Here is a 16,853-nt window from a genome sequence, read left to right on the forward strand (position 1 = left end):
GCCGCCGCACACCGGGGCCGTTTCGGCGCCCAGTATGCCAGCCCGCGAGCCATGCGGGTAAGCGCGGTCAGACGAAGCTGTCGTCGTCACCGCCGAAGAAGCCGCCGTCATCATTGCCGTAGTCGGTGTCCATGAAGCCGCCCTGGTCATTGCCATAGCTGCCATTGTCGGCGGTCAGGCGTTGCTCGTCGTTGCTGCCCCAGCCGCCCGTGTCGCTGGCGGGCGCCGGTTCTTCCTTGATCACCTCGACCACTTCTTCAGGCTGCGAGTGGTGGTTGAACAGGCTGCTGATACCCTGGGCCAGCATCACCCCGCCGGCCACGCCAGCGGCAGTCTGCAGCGCGCCACCGAGAAAGCTGCTGGCACCACCGCGGGCCGGAGCCTGGGCGGGAGCTGCGTTGAAACCCTGCTGCTGGGCAGGTTGGTTGAATGACGGGCGCGACGGTTCGCGCCAACCGCCGCCACGGCTGGGAGTGCTGGCGGGGGCCGGGTTCTGTACCGGCTGTGGATCGCGGGTGCCACTGCCGAATATGCTCGACAAGAAGCCGCCGCCGCTGCTCGGCGCGGTCGCTGCAACCTGGGCCCTGGCCTGTTTCAGCTCGGCCTCCAGCTGTTTGTTCTGTTCGTCGAGACGCTTGAGCGCCGCTTCCTGCACCAGGATCGCCTGGGCCATGTAGTAAGGCGCCGCGGGTTGCTGCTGCAGGTGTTCGCCGATGCGCGCCTGGGCCTGGGCGTCGCGCGGCACAGCCGGGTCCTCGGCTTGCTTGAGCCGACCGAACAGGCCGTCGATCAGGGTTTGTTCTTCACTGTTCATGGGCAACCTCACTGCAAAACCGGAAAATCGAGTACGGGTAAAATGGGGTGCCGGGGCCGTAGATTCAACACAAGCCGGGATTAAACTTTCTTCAGGTTGGCCTACGGCTGGGCTAAAGTGACGCCCTGCTTTTTTTCAATGCGATATCGACCGATGAATCCGCTTAGTGTTCTGCGCGACTCCCTGTATTTCTTCCGCCGTCACCTGCTGAGCATTGCCCAGCTGTGCCTGCCGCTGGTGGTGCTCGAAGCACTGTGCACCCAGCTGCTGAACCAGCAACTGGGCGAGGATGCCTCGCCAGGCTACGGCATGCTGGTCAGCCTGCTGTTCTACCCGTTGTACAGCGCCGCGCTGATCCTCTACCTCGACACCCGCAGCAACGGCTACACCCCGCTCAAGCGCAACCTGCTGGCCATGGCCTTGCGCCTGTGGCCGTCGTTCGCCCTGATGGTGATGCTCAGCTCGTTGCTGATCATGGCCGGCGCCGCACTGTTCATCATTCCCGGCATCTGGGTGATGATCCATCTGGTGTTTGCCGAATACGTCCTGGTGCTGCGCGGCCTGGCGCCAATCGAAGCCATGCGTGAAAGCTTCAAGCTGAGCACCGGTAATTTCTGGCGCATTTTCAGTTGCATCCTCGGCGTGCTGGCGCCGCTGTGGCTGATCGACGGCCTGAGCATGATGCTGGTGCCCGAGCCTTCGGCGCTGGTGCAACTGGCCCTCGACAGCGCCAACGGCTTCCTGCAGCTGTTCAGCACCGTGGTGATGTTCCGCCTGTACATGCTGGTCAGCGAACCGGTTGCAGAGCCACCGGTATCCTGACTGGTTAGCGGACGAACGGCTCGGGTATGCTTGGCGGTGACCTGCCAAGCCAAGCCGAGCCGATGACCCGACTACTGCGCAACGCACTGCTGACCCTGCTTGTTCTGTTCGCCCTGCTGTGGCTGCTGGCCACGCAGCTGAGCTGGCAACCCGAGCCACGCGAAACCCTGCCGGTCAGTTGTCGCGCCGGCAACGCAACGCTGGTGCCGGGCCAGGTGCTCAAGGTGATGACCTGGAACGTGCAGTACCTGGCCGGCAAACGCTACGTGTTCTGGTACGACCAGGGCCGTGGCGACGACACCCGCCCTACCCCTGAAGACCTCGCCTTCAACCTCGATGAAGTGGCGCGGGTTATCCGCGCCGAGCAGCCGGACATCGTCCTGCTCCAGGAACTGGACAACAACGCCAAGGCCAGCGACTACCAGGACCAGCTGGCACTGCTGCGTGAGCGCCTGGTCGATATCTACCCCTGCGCGGTGCAGGCCTATGACTGGAAAGCCGATTTCGTCCCCGACTGGCATATTTTCGGCAGCGTCGGCCGCAGCCTGGCGACCCTGAGCCGCTACCCGATCAAACAGGCCGAACGCGCGCAATTGCCAGTGACCGCGAGCAACACCCTGCAGCGCTTGCTACAACCTCAGCAAGCCATCCTTGCCAGCTACCTGCCACTGCGCGACGGCGGCCAGCTAGCGGTACTCAACACCCGCCTCGCCCCCTTCGAGGCGGGCAGCGATATCCAGCGCCAGCAGGTGCAACAGCTAACGCGGCTGCTCGACAAGCTCGAAAGCCAGGGCACCCCCTGGTTGATCGGCGGCGACTTCAACCTGCTGCCGCTCGGCCAGTACCGGCGCCTGCCGGCCGAACTGCGCGGTCAGTACAGCGCCGACAGCGACTTGCACCTGCTCTGGGACAAGTACCCGATGATCCCCAGCAACGCCGAAGCCAGCGGCGCCGACCGCGCGGCCTGGCTGACCCACTACCCCAACGACCGCAATGTGCAAGGGCCGGACCGCACCCTCGACTACCTGTTCCACAGCCCCAAACTGCAGCGTCTGGGGGCACGGGTGATTCAGCAGGACACCCTGGAAATTTCCGATCACCTGCCGGTAACGGCGCGCCTTGTGCTGCCTGCGATGCCCTGACTATTTGCGTGGCTTGGCCCGCGCGGTGGCCTCGGCTACCAACGGGTCATCCGGCCAATAGTGCTTGGGATAGCGCCCCTTCAGATCCTTCTTCACCTCGGCATAGGTACTGCGCCAGAAGTTGGCCAGATCCTGGGTCACCTGCACCGGCCGCCGCGCGGGCGACAGCAGGTGCAACAGGACTTGCTGTCGGCCCTGGGCAATACGTGGGGTTTCGGCCAGGCCGAACAGCTCCTGCAGGCGCACGGCGAGGATTGGCGGGGTTTCGCTGTAGTCCAGGCGGATGTTCGAGCCTGAAGGCACGCTCAGGTGGACCGGCGCCTGTTCATCCAGGCGCTGAGGCAGTGGCCAGGGCAACAGATTGCGCAGGATCGACGAGAGGTCGAGCTGGGCGAAATGGCTCAGACGGGTGACCTTGCCCAGGTAGGGTTGCAGCCAGTGCGAAAGGCTTGCCAACAGGGCGGCGTCGCTCAGGTCCGGCCATTCACTTTCACCCAGGGTTGCCAGGTCGAGCTGGCGCAACAGTGCCACACGCGCCTGCCACTGGCGCAGCTCGGGGGTCCACGACAGCAGCTCCAGGCCCTTGCGCCGCACCAGTTCCAGCAGGGCCTTTGCGCGGGCGTCTTCGTCCAGGCCGGTCAGTGGCTCTCGGCTGAGCACCAGCTCGCCGACCTTGCGCTGACGCTCGGCACGCAAAACGTTTTCGCGTTCGTCCCAGTCAAGGATATCCAGGCTGCGCACCTGTTCGGCCAGCACCCCGTCGAACAGTGCCGGGTCGAAGTCGGCGGCGAGATAAATGCGCTCCTCGCGCTGGCCCTGGCGGCTGCCCAGGTCGGCAATCACCAGCCACGAATGTTTCATCAAGGCATCGGCTTCGCCGAACAGCGCGGCACGGCCGTTAGCCAGCCGATATTCCGCACCGCCGGCACGCCGCTGTTGGCCGACCCGGTCCGGATAGGCCAGCGCCAGCAAGGCGCCCAGCCAGCGGGAATGGTCAGGGTCGGCAACAGCTGAAGTGGCTTTGCCACGCAGATAACCACGGTACTGGCGAGCCAGTTGCCGGGCGCGCTGCACGCCGCCCTGCCCGCCTTTGGCTGCGCGGGTTTCGCCGCTGAGCAAGGCCAGGCGACTGTGCAGGTCAGCACCGCCGCCGCGCAGAATGTCGCGTTCACCGAGCAATGCGGCGACGTCGCAAGCCATGTCGGCCAGCCCCAGGTCCTGGCCGCGCAGCAGCAAGTGGGCGATGCGCGGATGCGCCGGCAATTCGGCCATGGCCTGGCCGTGGGCGCTGAGGCTGTCCTGACTGTCGGCCTTGAACGCGCCCAGACGCCGCAACAGGTCCAGCGCCTGGCCGTACGCGGCAGCAGGCGGCTGGTCGAGCCAGCGCAATTGTTCGGGGGTGACGCCCCAGCGCGATAGCTGCAGGGCCAGCCCGGCCAGATCGGCCTGGAGGATTTCGGCCGCGCCATACGCCGCCAGTTGCTCATGCTGGGCTTCGGACCACAAGCGATAGCACACGCCGGGCTCAAGGCGTCCGGCACGGCCGGCGCGCTGGGTGGCGCTGGCGCGAGAGATGCGCTGGGTGTCCAGGCGGGTCATGCCACTACCCGGGTCGAAACGCGGTACCCGCGCCAGGCCGGCGTCGACCACCACGCGCACGCCGTCGATGGTCAGGCTGGTCTCGGCGATGTTGGTCGCCAGCACCACCTTGCGCAGGCCGGCAGCGGGCGTGTCGATGGCGGCGCGTTGGGCATTGAGGTCGAGCTCGCCATGCAATGGGCATAGCAGGATATCGCGGCGATCACCGAGGGCCTCCTGCAAGGATTGATGCACCCGGCGAATCTCCGCCTGCCCCGGCAGGAACACCAGGACACTGCCCGACTCGTCAGCGATGGCCTGCAGCACCGCATCGACCACCCGCGGCTCGATGAACTCACCCGGCTGGAACGGCCGGCCCCACCGCACATCGACCGGGTACATGCGCCCTTCGCTGCTGACCACCGGGGCATCGTCGAGCAAGCTCGACAGACGCTCGCCCTCAAGGGTCGCCGACATCAGCAGGATCTTCAGCGGCGGCTCGTCACGCAACAACTCGCGACCATTGAGGCTCAGGGCCAGGGCCAGGTCGGCATCGAGGCTGCGTTCGTGGAATTCGTCGAAGATCAGCAAGCCCACGCCGTCCAGGGCCGGGTCGGCTTGCAAACGACGGGTGAGAATCCCTTCGGTAACCACCTCGATCCGCGTGTTCGGGCCGACCTTGCTGTCCAGCCGAATGCGGTAACCGACCGTTTGCCCGACCTGCTCGCCCAACTCGCTGGCCAGCCGCTCGGCTGCCGCCCGTGCCGCCAGGCGCCGCGGTTCGAGCATGAGGATGCGCTGCCCGGCCAGCCACGGCTCAGCAAGCAGCGCCAGCGGCACACGGGTGGTCTTGCCGGCGCCGGGGGGCGCTTCGAGCACCGCTTCGTGGCGCTGGCTCAAGGCTGCGCGCAAGGCTGGCAGTACGGCATCGATCGGTAATGATTTCATGGTGGCCCTCAAACAATCCGCCGAGTATAACGGCGAACCGAGCCTGCCTTATCATGGTCTTAGCTGTAGATACCGGCTCTTTGCCTGTATCGTTGTCGCCTTCATTCCGGAGATTTCCATGCGTATTCCCTCCCGTGTCATTGGCGGCGTCGTGATCGCCACCCTGCTGACCCAACTGACCGCCTGCGGCACCCTGTTCTTCCCCGACCGACGCGGCCAGATCGAGGGCAAGATCGACCCGGTGGTCGCCGCCCTCGACGCAATCGGCATCCTTTTCTACGTGATCCCGGGCTTGATCGCCTTCGGTATCGACTTCGCCACCGGCGCTATCTACCTGCCAGGCGGCACCACTGCCCAGGTCGCGCCCGAGAAGCTCAATGAAGCCATCAGCGCCGACGGCAAGGTCGACAACAGCAAGCTGCAGGCTATTCTCGAGAGCGAACTGGGCCAGCGCCTGCCGCTCAACGACCCACGCCTGATCCAGCACAAGGGCAGTGTCGAGCAACTGGCCATGTACGGCCTCAAGCCCGCTGCTTGATCTTTGACAGGAAGCCACCTTCGGCATGACTCCCTCGGCTGAACACCAACGCCTGCTGCGCCTGGCCACCCGCGCCTCGCTGGCGGTGGCCAGTATCCTGATCCTGACCAAGGCGGTGGCCTGGTGGCTCAGCGGTTCGGTCAGCCTGCTGGCCGGGCTGACCGATTCGGCGCTGGATGGCGTGGCCTCCTTTCTCAATCTGCTGGCCGTGCACTACGCCCTGCGCCCGGCCGATGACGACCACCGCTACGGCCACGGCAAGGCCGAAGCCATGGCCGGCATGGCCCAGGCGCTGTTCATTGCGGTCAGTGCGGTGCTGATCGGTGTACAGGCGGTGGAACGGCTGCAGAACCCGCAACCTTTGGGTGATACCGGCATCGGTATCGCGGTGATGCTGTTATCGCTGGTGCTGACCGTTGCCTTGTTGATGCTCCAGGGCAAGGTGATCCGCATCACCGGCTCGACCGCGGTGCGCGCCGACTCTCTGCATTACCGCTCCGACCTGCTGCTCAACGGCAGCATCCTGGTGGCGCTGGTGCTGGCGCGCTTCGGCTGGCCGCAGCTCGATGCGATTTTCGGTCTGGGCATCGCCCTGTACATCTTCTGGAGTGCCTTGCAGATTGCCCGGGAGAGCAGCTCGATCCTGATGGATCAAGAGCTGCCCAGCGACATCAGCGAGCAAATGCTGGCGCTGGCCTGCAGTGTGCCGGGGGTACGCGGCGCCCATGACTTGCGCACGCGTGTGTCGGGCAGTCACTGGTTTGTGCAGTTGCACCTGGAACTGCCCGGGGACTTGCCGCTGACCCAGGCCCATGCCTTGTGTGACCAGGCTGCGGCGGCGATCAACAGCAAGTATCCGAAGGCTGAAGTGCTGGTGCATGCGGATCCGGTGATGTGAGGCCATTGGCAAGGCCGGCTTGTGTCTTGAGGTAGGAATAGAATCAGAAGTGAGAGCGGTGAATGGCAAGCTGTACGCCGGTAGTGCTTAAAGCACGTGTGGGAGCAAAGCTGCCATTCACCTCTCCACTCTGGCCCGAGCCCGAACAGTTGATTGAGCGCCTCTCGAATCACAAGCGTGGGCCAAGCCAGAGCGCTCTCACAACTGAGTGTAAGAGGGTTCAGCCATGTTGTCTTCTGTTGGAATCGACACTGCCAAAGCCACTTTGGAAATCTGCATCAAACCTCAGAAAATCCGCTTCGAAGTGGCCAACAACTCCGCAGGCTTCGAGGCGTTGCTTGAGCGTCTGAAGGACTTCAAGATCAGTCGAGTGCTGATCGAAGCGACAGGCGGCTACGAGAAAGATGTGTTGATCGCCCTGGCCTCAGCAGGACTGGAAACCATCTGCATCAACCCAGCCCGTGCCCGGAAATTCGCCGATGCCATGGGTAAAAAAGCCAAAACCGACAAGATCGACGCCGAAGTCCTTGCGGACTTCGCTGCACACCTCAGCGTTCCTCAAAGCCAACCGATCAGCCCGGAACGCGAAGAGCTGCGCGAGTTGGTGAAGCAGCGCGCCCAATTTGTGCAGAGCCGTGATGACTACAAACGGCGTCGCCTGCAATGCCGCTCGGCAATGGCGATGGCCCACTTTGATGAGCACATAGAACACCTGAAAGTGCTGATCAAACGCCTCGACGAAGAAATTGACCAGGCGATGGTGCAACTGGACGATACCAGGGCGAGTCAGTTGTTGGCGGTGAGCGGAATCGGTCGGGTAACCGCCGCAAATCTGCTCGCCTCACTGCCTGAACTGGGGCAGTTGGACCGCCGTCAGATCGCCGCGCTGGTGGGCGTAGCGCCTTACAACAACGATAGTGGTAGCCATCGAGGGCACCGCCAGATATGGGGTGGTCGGGCCCATGTAAGGCGAGTGCTGTACATGTCGAGCTGGATCATCATCCGTCACAACACAGAATTTAAAGCACGCTACGAAGCACTTCGGGCACGTGGCAAGTGCGCCAAGGTGGCACTCGTAGCTTGCATGCGGGTGCTGATCGTCAGGCTGAATGCAATGCTGCGGGACAATACCCCTTGGCGAGTGCAAACAGCCTGATCAAGACAGTTGCTCCCACAATGGAACTGCATGCACCGTTAAACTGTGGGAACTGGCCTTGCCAGCGATGGGCTGCGCAGCAGCCCCCGGTTCAGTTGACGCTATACCCCCGCCCGCTCAAACAAGCACCCTGCGCCCGCCGATAGTCATCGGCCACTTGCGCCGCTGGCGCGTAGCTGGCCGCCGCCGGGTCAAACCCGGTCTGCTGCACCGCCCAGCGATGGCATTCGTAACGATCACGATCAAGCTGCTGAGGGCTCTGGCCCTGGGCCGGATAGGCGATCACGTCATAACCGGGGCTACTCTGTACCGGCGCACTGGCCGTCGGTGGATTGACCACCACGTACTCGCGGCTGTCCTCGAGGTACTGGTAGTAAGTACCCGCCGCGAGGAACAACAGCGCGCCGCCACTCCATACTTGCCGGGCATAGTCGGGCAGGTAGTTGACCCGTGCACCATAGGGCGGCGTCACCACCACATAGCGCGGGCCTTGCGGGCGATACCAGTAGCCGCCGGAATAGAAGTAGTCATCCCCGCGATAGGGCACTTTCCAGTAGCGATCGGGGAAGCGGTCGATTGTGTGCCCCGGCCGATACTGCGGGCCGGGCCCCCAGCCATTGCCGTGGCCATCCGGACGCCCGGCGCCACCGGCCTGGTAGTAGCGATTGTCGTTACGCCGCGGAATGTCCTGGTAGTAACCGGTACGCGGCTCCTGAGTCTGACGCACTTCATCGGGCCGCGACTGCAAAGGTGAAGCTCCCTGCCCTTCGGCCAGTAGCGGCAGATTGACACTCATGCACAGCAAACCAACACCTGCCATACGCCAGACGCGCGACTTCATGCTTTTCCTCTCGGACCGGTAACAAGGGGCCTGGGATTACTTTATCAGGCCGTCTGCAACGGGGTATCGGCCGCCAGATGAAATTTGCCAGGCAATAAAAAAGGGAGACCCTGGGGTCTCCCTTTGAGAATTTTGTCCGTGCTCGGCGCTTGTGACACCGGCTCACCTCACGCCGTCTTGTGGACAGTGTGTAGCCCGGGGGCCGAGCACAACCTGGTGGGGTTGCTGGCCGCAGCTGGCCTGATTCGGCCCGCCGCACTGGACTGATGTCCGGGCAGTGATTCTGGTGAAAAGAATACGGCGAAGGCAGCGGCAGAGGATTGCGAAGATTGCTCAATTAAATATCACTTGCGCAATTTTTGCCTACAGATTGATAATTCAACGCAATCGAAACAGAAAAGGCCAACCCCATGAGCAAGCTTGACCGCTATGACCTGAGCATTCTTGCTGAATTGCAGCGCGATGCGCGTATCTCCAACCAGGAACTGGCCGAACGCATCGGTCTTTCACCCTCGCCTTGCTCGCGCCGGGTCAAGCAACTGGAAGACGACGGTTACATTGCCCGTCAGGTCGCCCTGCTCGACCGCAAGAAGCTCGGCCTGAGCCTGACTGCCTACGTATTGATCGGCATGGACCGCCACACCCCCGAGCGCTTCGAGACCTTCGAGTCGGCGATCCGCAGCCTGCCGCAAGTGCTCGAATGCAGCCTGGTTACCGGGATGGATGCCGACTATCAGTTGAAAGTCGTGGTGCCCGACATGGACCATTACCAGCAGTTGCTGCTGGGCCACCTGACCCGCATTGAAGGCGTTACCAGCGTGCGTTCCAGTTTCGTTCTCAACCAGGTACTGGCCAGCACCGAAATGCCGCTCACGCACCTGCGTTAGTCAGGCTGGCAAGGGGGGCGTATAATCGCGCGCCTCAACCTGCCGGAGAAAATCGATGGATCCTGCGTTGTTCGAAGAGTGGATGATGACCATCCTGGTCACCATCCTGATTGGTTTCATGGGCTTTATCGTCTGGGACCTGGCGAAAAAATCCAAGGCCGGCAAGTTCGGCACCTTCATCCTGTTTTTCGTGCTGGGCCTGGGCATCCTCGCCTTCATCATCAAAAGCGTGGTGATCGGCTTTATCGAAGGCGTTTAAAGCCTGGCCGGCACTTCCCGCCACTGGCCCTGATCGAGGCCATCCAGGCTCCAGTCGCCGATCCGCACGCGCACCAGGCGCAGGGTCGGCAGGCCGACGGCAGCGGTCATGCGCCGCACCTGACGGTTGCGCCCTTCCTTGATCACCAGCTCCAGCCAACGGGTCGGCACGCTCTTGCGAAAGCGTACCGGCGGGTTGCGTGGCCAAAGGTCTGGCTCGTCGAGCTGACGGGCCTGGGCCGGCAAGGTCGGGCCGTCATTGAGTTCGACGCCATCGCGCAAGCGCTGCAACTGCTCCTCGCTCGGCTCACCCTCCACTTGTACCCAATAGGTTTTCGCCAGCTTGTGCCTGGGGTCGGCAATGCGTGCCTGCAACTGGCCGTCGTTGGTCAGCAGCAGCAAGCCTTCACTGTCACGGTCCAGGCGCCCGGCCGGGTAAATGCCGGGGATGGCGATGAAGTCCTTGAGGGTCGCGCGCCCTTCGCCGTCGCTGAACTGGGTCAGCACGTCAAAGGGTTTGTTGAACAGGATCAACCGCGGCTCGGCCGGCGGCGCCTTGGGCAGGCGACGCGGGCCGGCGGGTTTGGCCGCGGGACGCCGCGGCTTGGTGCGTGGGGGTAACGGCATGGGGCCTCAGCGGAACGGCGGCTCGTCAAAACTGCGCAGTTTACGCGAGTGCAGCGAGTTGAGCTCGGTACGCAGCAGGTCGAGGGCGGCGATGCCGATCTTCAGGTGCTGGCTGACTGCCCGGTTGTAGAAAGCATTGGCCGCCCCCGGCAATTTGATCTCGCTGTGCAGCGGCTTGTCGGAGACGCACAGCAAGGTGCCGTACGGGACCCGCAGGCGATAGCCCTGGGCGGCGATGGTGCCGCTTTCCATGTCCACCGCCACTGCCCGCGACAGGTTGATCAGCGGCCGTTCCTGCGCCCAGCGCAGCTCCCAGTTGCGGTCGTCGTAGGTCAGCACGGTACCGGTGCGCAGGCGCTTTTTCAGCTCGTCGCCGCGCTCGCCCGTGACCTGCGCCGCCGCTTCCTGCAACGCCAGTTGCACCTCGGCCAGGGCCGGAATCGGAATGTTCGGCGGCACCACCCGGTCGAGAATCCCGTCGCGGCGCATATAAGCGTGGGCCAGCACATAGTCGCCGATGGTCTGCGATTGGCGCAGGCCACCGCAGTGGCCGATCATCAGCCAGCAGTGCGGACGCAGCACCGCCAGGTGGTCGGTGATGTTCTTGGCGTTGGACGGGCCGACACCGATATTGACCAGGGTAATGCCGTCGCCATCGGCAGCGATCAGGTGATAGGCGGGCATCTGGTAGCGGTGCCAGACCACCCCGGCGACCAGCGCCTGGGCTTCGCCGTTGTCCATGGCCTTTTCGATGATCACATTGCCGGGCAGGACCATGCGCACAAAACGCGGGTCATCACGCAGGCGCTCAAGGCCGTGGCTGATGAACTGGTCGACATAGCGGTGGTAGTTGGTCAGCAGGATCCACGGCTGCACTTGTCGCCAGTCGCTACCGGTGTAATGCACCAGGCGGCGCAGGGAGAAATCCACCCGCGCGGCGTCGAACAGCGCCAGCGGCAGCGGATCGACGTTGGCCCAGTCATACAGGCCGTCGGCGATGCCGTCGGTGGCGGCGGAAAGATCGGTACTGGGGAACACCCGCGCCAGCGCGGCGGCAGTGATGCCGGTGCCGGCCAGCTCGTCGCCCTGCTCGACCACATAGGGGTAAGGAATATTCTGCTGGCTGACGCCCACTTCGACCGTGACGGTGAAGTCGCGCATCAGTGGCTTGAGCTGCTCGAGGAGGTAGCCACGGAACGCCGCCGGCTGGGTCACGGTCACGCTGTAGGTGCCAGGCAGCTGGACCTTGGCGTAGGCGCGGGTGATCGCCGGAACTTCACCATGGTACTGGTAGGTCAGACGCAGTTCGGGGTAGCGGAACAGCGCCCGCTCCTCGGCATCCGGCTCGGTGCGGTCCTTGAGGTAGCGCTTGAGCGCCTGGCTCAGGGCCGCGGTGGCTTGTTCGTGCAGGGCCGCGAGGCGATCGACGGCCTGCTCGGCGGTTTCTACGACAACGAAGGCTTCATCAGTACGGCTCACAATGTACTTCCTGTCTGACATGCATGCGCCCATCTTGCCTATATCCGGCGGCAAAGGCACGCACGTTAGAGCGGCCAGTTCGGGGTCGAGCGCTGCACCAGCGCCGCGACGTCGACGCCACGGGGCAGCACGCCGTATACCCGGCCGTTGCCACTCAGGCGGCTGGCGATAAAGGCATCGCTGACCGCCGTGTTACCGGCTTCGAGCAGCAGCTTGGCCTGCAGGCCGACGGCGATGTCTTCGCTGAGCTGGCGGGCGCGGTACTGGATGTCGGCGGTGTCGGCAAAGGCCGCCTTGAGGTTGCCAATATGCGCGGCCAAGCGTGGATCGCCGTGACCATCACCCAGCTCGGCGAACAGCGTGTCGAGAACGCCCGGCTCCTTGGACAGTGCGCGCAGCACATCCAGGCACTGGACGTTGCCCGAGCCTTCCCAGGTCGAGTTGACCGGTGCTTCGCGGTACAGCCTCGGCAGGATGCTGTCTTCGACATAACCGGCGCCGCCCATGCACTCGGCCGCTTCGTTGATCATCGCTGGCGCCCGTTTACAGATCCAGTACTTGCCCACGGCGGTGATCAGCCGGGCAAAACGCGCCTGATGCGGATCATCCGGCTGGTCGAGGGCCCGCCCCATGCGCAGGCTCAAGGCCAGCGCCGCCTCGCTTTCCAGGGCCAGGTCGGCCAGCACGTTCTGCATCAATGGCTGCTCGGCCAACAGGCGTCCGCCGACCTGGCGATGAGCGCAGTGGTGGGCGGCCTGGGTCAGGGCCTGGCGCATCAGGGCGCTGGAGCCAACCATGCAATCGAAGCGGGTCATGGCGACCATTTCGATGATGGTCGGCACCCCCCGGCCTTCCTCGCCGATCATCCAGGCCAGGGCGCCGCGGAACTCGACTTCGCTGGACGCGTTGGAGCAGTTGCCGAGCTTGTTCTTCAGGCGCTGGATATAGAACTGGTTGCGACTGTCATCCGGGCGGTGGCGCGGCAGCAGGAAGCAGCTCAGGCCCTTGTCGGTCTGGGCCAGGGTCAGGAAGGCGTCGCACATCGGTGCCGAACAGAACCATTTATGCCCGACCAGCTCATAAGCCTGGCCCGGGCCGGGCGCACCGACCGGGTAAGCACGGGTTGTGTTGGCGCGTACATCGGTGCCGCCCTGCTTCTCGGTCATGGCCATGCCCAGAGTCACGCCGACCTTGTGGCGATCGCCAACGTTGCGCGGGTCGTATTCAGTGGCCAGCACTTTCGGCAGCCAGTACTCGGCCAGTTCCGGCTGCAGCTTGAGCGCCGGCACCGCGGCAAAGGTCATCGTCAGCGGGCAGCCACTGCCGGCTTCGGCCTGGCTATGCAGGTAGGTCATCGATGCGCGGGCGACATGGGCGCCCTCCCGCGGGTCGGTCCAGGGCAAGGACGGCAGGCCATGCTCGATGGCCGTGCGCATCAGCTCGTGATAGGCCGGATGAAACTCCACCAGGTCGATGCGATGACCATAACGATCATGGCTGCTGAATTGCGGCTTGTTCTGGTTGGCCAGAAAGCCCGCGGCCATCAGCGGCCCGCCAGCCAGAGCACCGTACGCATCGATGCGCTCCTGCGCCCAACCCGCCCCGTAGCGCCGCGACCATTCCTGCAACGGCAGGTCGATGCGGTACAGGTTGGCGCCGTCCAGGGATGGCGGCTGGTTGGTGACCTCATGGGTTTCAGCGTACTGGTGCAGGTTCATCGAGGGGCCTCCTGGATCCTGGCGTGACTGAAATTTCAGTGAATCACGCCCTGCCCCCCTGTCAAAGTGACAAAAACGCCTAACTAGCCGTGATTTAGCCCTGGCCTGACCATGCCCAGCTGCGCCTGGGGCGGGCTCAAGGGCGCGCGCAGGCTCAGCTCGAAGCGACTGCCCAGCCCCGGGTTGGATTCGTGCTGCAGGCGCGCGCCGATCAGCTCGGCCAACTGCCGACAAATCGCCAGGCCAATGCCCAGGCCGCCGTATTCACGGGTCATCGAACCATCGACCTGGAAGAAGCGCTGGTACAGCGTGGCTTCATCCAGGCAGTCGAAACCGATGCCGCTGTCGCTGACGCTGATGCTCAAGCCCAGTTGGTCCGGCCCCAGGCGATCACCGCGTACCTGCAACATGACTCCGCCCTGATGAGTGAACTTGATGCCGTTATCCATCAGGTAACCCAGACACATGGCCAGCTTGTGCCGATCGCCGATCAGCACATCCGGCAGCTCCGCCGGGGTATCCAGGCTCAGGTACAAGCCCTTGGCTATGGCGGGAGCAGCGTATTCGGCACGCACCTCCTGCAGCAGCGAACGCAGGCTGAACGGGGCGTTCTGGGCGCTCAGGCGGCCGGCCTGCAGCTCGGTGAGGATGAGAATGTCATCGACCATGCCCATCATGTCCTGGGCCGCCGAAGTAGCGGTGTGCTGATACTGGGCCAGCTCGCCGTCCAGCGACATGGTCTGCATCAGCTCCAGCGAACCGATCACACCGTTCATCGGCGTGCGCAGTTCATGGGTGACGGTGGCCAGGAACTGGTCCTTGAGGCGGTTGCTGTTGGCCAGCTGGACGTTGAGCTGCTCAAGGGTCCGACCGGTTTCGCGCAGGGTCTGGGCCTGCTCTTCACGCATACTGTTTATGCGGTCGGCCAGGGCCAGCGACAGCAGGCCGACCTCCAGCGCCGAACCGATCTGGCTGGCATACATGGTCAGGAATACGTTGGGCAAATAGCCCAGTACCATCAGGGTGTTGACCAGGCCGCCGAGCAAGAACGCCGACCAGGCGATGATGAAGTAGCGAGCCACGCGCAAACCACGGTGCCAGGCATAAATCCCGGCAGCGAAGATGCATACGGTAAACAGCAGCGCCAACGCCGTGGCCAGACGCAGGGCGACGCCGTAGCTGCTGGTCAGCGACAGCAACATGACCAGCGCACCACCGCCCATCAATACCTTGAGCACCCCATCGAAGGCACGGCTGTGATTGCGCAGCTGCAGGAAACTGCGGGCAAACTGGCAACCGAACAGGCCGGACGCACCGATGAACATTGGCGTGGCGGCGTTCGCCCACCAGGGGCTGTCCGGCCAGAAATAGGCCACCCCGGCGCCGTTGACCGAGACCTGGTAAAGGCCGAACGAAGCGATATAGAGGATGTAATACAGGTAACTGGTGTCGCGCACGCTGAGGTAGATGAACAGGTTGTACACCAGCATCCCCAGCAACACGCCATAGATCAGGCCCAGCACATACAGGCGGGTCGGCTGTGCTTCCAGGTAGGCCTGGGCCGACCACAGGGTCAGCGGCGCCTGCACCGAACCCTGGCTGTGCAGGCGCAGGTAGGCGGTGGTGGTCTGGCCGGGAGTAAAGGGCAGTTCGAAAAGGTAGTTGTTCTGCTTGATTTGCCGACTGGCGTAAGGCAGGGCGTCGCCGGTGCGCTGGGCCAGGCGAAAGGTGCCGCTGGCGTCCGGCAGGTAGAGTTCAAGGTGATCGAGGGGTGGATAGGCCAGCTCCAGCAACCAGGTACGTGGCGCGGCCGACGGCAAGGCGGTGTAGTGCAACTGGATTTTCAGCCAGAACACCGAGGTGGAATAGCCGGCATTGAGGACCTCGGCCCGGTGCGGGCGAAAATGCTCGCTGAACGACGGCGCACTGACCTGCGCAATGCTGGCATTGCCATCGCGGTCTTCGAACACCTGCATCATCTGCCCCAGCGGCAAGCTGCGGGTGGAGTCGTCGAAATCGACCGCCGTGGCCAGTAACGGCAACCAGCCCAGCACAACAATCAGCAAATAGCGCATACAGCCCCAGCATGGTCTGTCCCGGTCGCGTCGCGTAGCCTCCTGTCCGTTTGAGGCGACGCAATCCGGCAGTAACCGTTATCGGTTTATTCGAGCACTCTAGCATAGCTTTCCGAGCCTGCCAGACGCCACTGAAAACTTTGCGCCGAAGGCTCTAGAACGGCACTTTCAGCGATTTTGAAACTGCAGTTCAAACGCCCGTTGAAAAATCCGCGACGCCGGGGCGGACCCAGCAAAAGCGTTTGGTGATAAGCTCGCGCACCATGAATACCTACAGCTCCCGCCCCGTTGTCCTCTGTCTCTCCGGCCACGACCCCAGTGGCGGCGCCGGCTTGCAGGCAGATATCGAAGCCCTGATTGCGCAAGGCTGTCATGCCGCTCCGGCCGTGACCGCCCTGACCGTCCAGGATACTGTCAATGTCAGCGACTTCCGCGTCCTCGACCGCGAGTGGGTACTGGCCCAGGCCAATGCCGTGCTCGCCGATTCGACGGTAGCGGCGGTCAAGCTGGGCATGCTCGGCTCTACCGAAATGGTCGATACCGTGGTCGAACTGCTCAGTGCTCATCCGCATCTGCCGCTGGTCTGCGACCCGGTCCTGCGCGCTGGCGGCGGTGGCCGCCTGGGCAAGGATGAAGTCGGCTACGCCATGCGCGAGCGCCTGCTGCCCTTGGCAACCATCGCCACCCCTAACCTTCCCGAAGCGCGCATCCTGGCCGAACTGCCCGAAGGCAGTGCCGATGAATGCGCAGAAAAGCTCCTGCCGTTTGTCAGACACCTGCTGATCACCGGCGGTCACGGCGACGAACACGAAATCCATAACCGCCTGTACAGCCGCGACGGCCAGCGTCACACCTGGACCTGCCAGCGCCTGCCCGGCAGCTACCACGGCTCCGGCTGCACCCTGGCCAGCACCCTGGCCGGCCGCCTGGCCCTTGGCGAACAACTGCAGAGCGCCGTGCGCACAGCCCTGGACTACACCTGGCGAACCCTGCGCGACGCCGAGCAACTGGGCAAAGGCCAGTTCGTGCCGCGCCGCCTGCCCCTGGATTTCTGTTCCTGATCTTCGCTTGA

At 63.8% G+C, this 16,853-nt stretch carries 15 protein-coding genes; 8 read left to right on the forward strand and 7 right to left on the reverse strand.

Translation table 11 applies throughout. The features are described from left to right. Positions 1-67: 67 nt before the first annotated feature. Positions 68-814 (reverse strand): DUF2076 domain-containing protein, encoded by a 747-nt coding sequence (locus tag LOY45_RS23190; protein WP_115085187.1) that lies wholly within the window; start codon positions 812-814, stop codon positions 68-70. A 153-nt stretch (positions 815-967) separates the two neighbouring features. Here LOY45_RS23190 and LOY45_RS23195 point away from each other — a divergent pair, with 153 nt between their 5' ends. Continuing rightward, positions 968-1,636 carry a YciC family protein gene (locus tag LOY45_RS23195; protein WP_115085186.1) on the forward strand — a complete coding sequence of 223 codons (669 nt, stop codon included), beginning with the start codon at positions 968-970 and terminating at the stop codon, positions 1,634-1,636. A gap of 62 nt (positions 1,637-1,698) precedes the next feature. Further along, positions 1,699-2,778, forward strand: coding sequence for an endonuclease/exonuclease/phosphatase family protein (locus LOY45_RS23200; protein ID WP_258578424.1), 1,080 nt, complete (start codon positions 1,699-1,701; stop codon positions 2,776-2,778). Here the strand turns inward: LOY45_RS23200 and hrpB are convergent, their stop codons facing one another. Continuing rightward, positions 2,779-5,304, reverse strand: coding sequence for an ATP-dependent helicase HrpB (gene hrpB, locus LOY45_RS23205; protein ID WP_258578425.1), 2,526 nt, complete (start codon positions 5,302-5,304; stop codon positions 2,779-2,781). 118 nt (positions 5,305-5,422) lie between these two features. On the opposite strand from hrpB, the gene LOY45_RS23210 reads away from it, so the two are divergent. From LOY45_RS23210 to LOY45_RS23220, 3 genes are all read left to right on the forward strand, one after another. Continuing rightward, the gene (locus LOY45_RS23210) at positions 5,423-5,842 is read left to right on the forward strand and encodes a polyribonucleotide nucleotidyltransferase (RefSeq protein WP_115085184.1); all 420 of its coding nucleotides are present in this window, start codon (positions 5,423-5,425) and stop codon (positions 5,840-5,842) included. Positions 5,843-5,867: 25 nt separating this feature from the next. Beyond that, entirely contained in the window at positions 5,868-6,740 is an 873-nt protein-coding gene (locus tag LOY45_RS23215; RefSeq protein WP_134061329.1) for a cation diffusion facilitator family transporter, read from the forward strand. Between the two features lie 226 nt (positions 6,741-6,966). Next, on the forward strand, positions 6,967-7,896 hold the full coding sequence (locus tag LOY45_RS23220; RefSeq protein WP_258578010.1) for an IS110 family RNA-guided transposase: 930 nt from the start codon (positions 6,967-6,969) through the stop codon (positions 7,894-7,896). Positions 7,897-7,987: 91 nt separating this feature from the next. Here the strand turns inward: LOY45_RS23220 and LOY45_RS23225 are convergent, their stop codons facing one another. Beyond that, positions 7,988-8,737, reverse strand: coding sequence for a DUF6515 family protein (locus tag LOY45_RS23225; protein ID WP_115085182.1), 750 nt, complete (start codon positions 8,735-8,737; stop codon positions 7,988-7,990). 410 nt (positions 8,738-9,147) lie between these two features. Here LOY45_RS23225 and LOY45_RS23230 point away from each other — a divergent pair, with 410 nt between their 5' ends. After that, the gene (locus LOY45_RS23230; protein ID WP_115085181.1) at positions 9,148-9,624 is read left to right on the forward strand and encodes an Lrp/AsnC family transcriptional regulator; all 477 of its coding nucleotides are present in this window, start codon (positions 9,148-9,150) and stop codon (positions 9,622-9,624) included. A gap of 55 nt (positions 9,625-9,679) precedes the next feature. Continuing rightward, positions 9,680-9,883 (forward strand): DUF2788 domain-containing protein, encoded by a 204-nt coding sequence (locus LOY45_RS23235; protein WP_010222926.1) that lies wholly within the window; start codon positions 9,680-9,682, stop codon positions 9,881-9,883. Here LOY45_RS23235 and LOY45_RS23240 read toward each other — a convergent pair. The 4 genes from LOY45_RS23240 to LOY45_RS23255 all read right to left on the reverse strand — a co-directional run bounded on the left by LOY45_RS23240 (position 9,880) and on the right by LOY45_RS23255 (position 15,781). Then, on the reverse strand, positions 9,880-10,446 hold the full coding sequence (locus tag LOY45_RS23240; RefSeq protein WP_167458859.1) for a pseudouridine synthase: 567 nt from the start codon (positions 10,444-10,446) through the stop codon (positions 9,880-9,882). The genes LOY45_RS23235 and LOY45_RS23240 overlap by 4 nt on opposite strands. 69 nt (positions 10,447-10,515) lie before the next feature. After that, a complete protein-coding gene (amn, locus tag LOY45_RS23245; RefSeq protein WP_115085179.1) occupies positions 10,516-12,021 on the reverse strand; it encodes an AMP nucleosidase in 1,506 nt (501 codons plus the stop codon). 32 nt (positions 12,022-12,053) lie between these two features. Continuing rightward, complete coding sequence (locus LOY45_RS23250) at positions 12,054-13,706, reverse strand: acyl-CoA dehydrogenase family protein (protein ID WP_115085178.1); 1,653 nt, start codon at positions 13,704-13,706, stop codon at positions 12,054-12,056. Positions 13,707-13,789: 83 nt separating this feature from the next. Continuing rightward, positions 13,790-15,781, reverse strand: a complete 1,992-nt coding sequence (locus LOY45_RS23255; protein WP_258578426.1) for a sensor histidine kinase — start codon at positions 15,779-15,781, stop codon at positions 13,790-13,792. Between the two features lie 263 nt (positions 15,782-16,044). Here LOY45_RS23255 and LOY45_RS23260 point away from each other — a divergent pair, with 263 nt between their 5' ends. Next, positions 16,045-16,842 carry a hydroxymethylpyrimidine/phosphomethylpyrimidine kinase gene (locus tag LOY45_RS23260; RefSeq protein WP_115085176.1) on the forward strand — a complete coding sequence of 266 codons (798 nt, stop codon included), beginning with the start codon at positions 16,045-16,047 and terminating at the stop codon, positions 16,840-16,842. The last annotated feature ends 11 nt before the right edge of the window (positions 16,843-16,853 follow it).

The sequence above is a fragment of the Pseudomonas wadenswilerensis genome (assembly GCF_024749185.1).
GTDB classification, from domain to species: Bacteria; Pseudomonadota; Gammaproteobacteria; order Pseudomonadales; family Pseudomonadaceae; genus Aquipseudomonas; species Aquipseudomonas wadenswilerensis.

Coding starts and splice junctions, on each gene's coding strand:
- LOY45_RS23190 (WP_115085187.1), bottom strand. CDS start 814: ATGAACAGTGAAGAACAAACCCTGATCGACGGCCTGTTCGGTCGGCTC.
- LOY45_RS23195 (WP_115085186.1), top strand. CDS start 968: ATGAATCCGCTTAGTGTTCTGCGCGACTCCCTGTATTTCTTCCGCCGT.
- LOY45_RS23200 (WP_258578424.1), top strand. CDS start 1,699: ATGACCCGACTACTGCGCAACGCACTGCTGACCCTGCTTGTTCTGTTC.
- hrpB (WP_258578425.1), bottom strand. CDS start 5,304: ATGAAATCATTACCGATCGATGCCGTACTGCCAGCCTTGCGCGCAGCC.
- LOY45_RS23210 (WP_115085184.1), top strand. CDS start 5,423: ATGCGTATTCCCTCCCGTGTCATTGGCGGCGTCGTGATCGCCACCCTG.
- LOY45_RS23215 (WP_134061329.1), top strand. CDS start 5,868: ATGACTCCCTCGGCTGAACACCAACGCCTGCTGCGCCTGGCCACCCGC.
- LOY45_RS23220 (WP_258578010.1), top strand. CDS start 6,967: ATGTTGTCTTCTGTTGGAATCGACACTGCCAAAGCCACTTTGGAAATC.
- LOY45_RS23225 (WP_115085182.1), bottom strand. CDS start 8,737: ATGAAGTCGCGCGTCTGGCGTATGGCAGGTGTTGGTTTGCTGTGCATG.
- LOY45_RS23230 (WP_115085181.1), top strand. CDS start 9,148: ATGAGCAAGCTTGACCGCTATGACCTGAGCATTCTTGCTGAATTGCAG.
- LOY45_RS23235 (WP_010222926.1), top strand. CDS start 9,680: ATGGATCCTGCGTTGTTCGAAGAGTGGATGATGACCATCCTGGTCACC.
- amn (WP_115085179.1), bottom strand. CDS start 12,021: ATGGGCGCATGCATGTCAGACAGGAAGTACATTGTGAGCCGTACTGAT.
- LOY45_RS23250 (WP_115085178.1), bottom strand. CDS start 13,706: ATGAACCTGCACCAGTACGCTGAAACCCATGAGGTCACCAACCAGCCG.
- LOY45_RS23255 (WP_258578426.1), bottom strand. CDS start 15,781: ATGCGCTATTTGCTGATTGTTGTGCTGGGCTGGTTGCCGTTACTGGCC.
- LOY45_RS23260 (WP_115085176.1), top strand. CDS start 16,045: ATGAATACCTACAGCTCCCGCCCCGTTGTCCTCTGTCTCTCCGGCCAC.